The organism is Johannesbaptistia floridana, from assembly GCF_057440575.1.
On the sequence record NZ_JALKVM010000122.1, the window covers coordinates 1 to 2,860 of the forward strand.

Annotated in this window: 2 protein-coding genes; both read left to right on the top strand. The window is 38.3% G+C overall.

Annotation, left to right across the window (positions count from 1 at the left end; genetic code table 11):
• A partial coding sequence (locus MW688_RS08780) for a WD40 domain-containing protein (RefSeq protein WP_486735587.1) occupies positions 1 to 2,537 on the top strand: 2,537 nt, incomplete at its 5' end.
• A 118-nt stretch (positions 2,538 to 2,655) separates the two neighbouring features.
• Positions 2,656 to 2,860: hypothetical protein (locus tag MW688_RS08785; protein ID WP_486735588.1), on the top strand; the 205-nt coding region annotated here is incomplete at its 3' end.

The window sequence follows — 2,860 nt, forward strand, 5'->3', positions numbered from 1 at the left end:
AGAATGAAGCCAAGTTTTATGTGGTGAGAAATCAATTAGAGAAGTTGGGTAAAACATTGGAGTTATTGATACCAGCAGAAATTGAATCCCAAGAAACAACTACCCCAGATAAGCCGCAAATTGAGGCGATTATGAGAAAATTGTTGTTGAAAATTGTCAAGGAAGAAGTTTATATTACCACCATTCGTCATCAAGATAGGGTTCGGGATGTGGAATTTTCCCCTGATGGTCAATATCTGGCTACTCGCTCTAATGATCATACCGTGAAGTTAGTCAAGGTGTCTAGTGGTGACTACATAACCACCATTCGTCATCAAGATAGGGTTCGGGATGTGGAATTTTCCCCTGATGGTCAATATCTGGCTACTTGCTCTAATGAGCATACAGTGAAGTTAGTCAAGGTGTCTAGTGGTGAAAAAATAACTACCATTGGTCATCAGGCTTGGATTTGCTCTGTGAAATTTTCTCCTGATGGTCAATATCTCGCTACTGGCTCTGAGGATAATACAGTGAAGTTAGTCAAGGTGTCTAGTGGTGAAAAAATAACCACCATTCATCATCAGGATAGGGTTTTAGGTGTGGAATTTTCCCCTGAGGGTCAATATCTAGCTACTCACTCTGAGGATAATACAGTGAAGTTAGTCAAGGTGTCTAGTGGTGAAAAAATAACCACTATTGGTCATCAGGATAGGGTTTTTGATGTGAAATTTTCTCCTGATGGTCAATATCTCGCTACTAGCTCTGAAGATAAAACAGTGAAGTTAGTCAAGGTGTCTAGTGGTGAAAAAATAACTACTATTAATCATCAGGGTTGGATTTCGGCTGTGAAATTTTCCTGTGATGGTCAATATCTGGCTACTAGCTCTGAAGATACAACAGCGAAGTTAGTTAAGGTGTCTAGTGGTGACTACGTTACTACTATTCCTCATCAGGATAGGGTTTCGGCTGTGAAATTTTCTCCTGATGGTCAATATCTCGCTACTACCTCTAATAAAACAGTGAAGTTAGTCAAGGTGTCTAGTGGGGACTACATAACTACAATCATTCATCAGGGTTGGATTTCGGCTGTGGAATTTTCCTGTGATAGTCAATATCTCGCTACTAGCTCTGTGGATAAAACAGCGATGTTAGTCAAGGTATCTAGTGGGGACTACATTACTACCATTCGTCATCAGGATAGGGTTTGGTCTGTGAAATTTTCTCCTGATGGTCAATATCTAGCTACTAGCTCTTGGGATAATACAGCGAAGTTAGTCAAGGTGTCTAGTGGTGAGGAGGTTACTACCATTCGTCATCAGGATAGGGTTTGGTCTGTGGAATTTTCCCGTGATGGTCAATATCTCGCTACTAGCTCTGAGGATAAAACAGCGAAGTTAGTTAAGGTGTCTAGTGGTGACTACGTTACTACTATTGCTCATCAGGATTTGGTTTGGGATGTGAAATTTTCCCCTGATGGTCAATATATAGTTACTCGCTCTAAGGATAAAACAGCGAAGTTAGTCAAGGTGTCTACTGGTGACTACATAACCACCCTTCGTCATCAGAATGAGGAAATAACCACCATTGGTCATCAGGATAGGATTTCGGCTGTAAAATTTTCCCCTGATGGTCAATATCTAGCTATTCGCTCTAATGATCATACAGCGAAGTTGGTTAATTTAGAAAAAATGCTGCAATTTCTAGAAATTAATCAAAATAATCGCCCAAGTTTCCATCCTCCTCAAGTAAGTGCTCTGACATACTTTGATAAACCACAGGCATTTTTTCTCCGTTGGTTACAAAATCACGCTAATCACTACAGTTTTTATGAATATATCCTCAAACAAGCACAACCAGAAAACCCAGGATTTTCACTCCAGAATCAAACCCCTTTATTAGATACAGATTTGTGTTTACAATCTCTCAATTTTCTGTTGATAAATGGTGAAAAACATTATCAGTCGGTGTTTCCCGGGTTGAAGGGGATTGAAGATAAATCAATTCACGCGATCGCTTTATATGATATGAAACAAAGCATGATGGCGGCACTAGCTACCCTACATGAATTTATTCATAATTTGATGAAATTTGAGGGCCAAGATTTTCCCAAAGCCATGGAAATTTTTAAGGAAGAAATAGAGAAAGAAGTTAACATCACCGAAATAGCTACTGATATATACAGTCGCTTGCAACAACTTTATCAACTAGAAGGCATCGAAAATTTTGCGGCACTTACTACCATCAAAGATATGTTAGGAGAAATGCAAGAGATATTCCAGCAAATTTTACCCTTAAGCATTACATCTCCACCACCAAAAACTCCGACAATTCCCTTAAAAGTTGAGGAAAAACAATTACGAAAAGAATTAATTACAGCAATTAATCAAGCTCAACCTACTGAAGTAAAAGAGCTGGTCAAAGGTTTTGTCAGCTTAGGCTTAAAAATAGATAGACAAATAGCGATCGCCGCTATTAACAAATACAATAGGTTTATTTTTGTTGCCCCTTGGGATGATCTTACAGACTATCAAACTTTGTTGCGGTTTTTAGGGGATTAATCTTAGATAAAAAAGCATCTTGACCCGCCAAATTACTTATGAAATATAATAATCAATAAGCGCGATCGCTATCATCAGGGACGAGAAATTAAGATTATTATAGAAACAGGATTGAAACATGACTAATCAATCAGAATCTACACCAGGGATACAAAATATTATTTCTACCCTCTCCGTAATTAATCCCATTGGGGTGAGTGAATTTGGCCAAGATAAAGATGTGTTCATAAATATTATCATCGAAGATAGTCACCTTCTGCCGCCACAATTTAAGGAAATCGCTGATAAACTCCATAAACAATATCTTTACTGGCAAATATTAC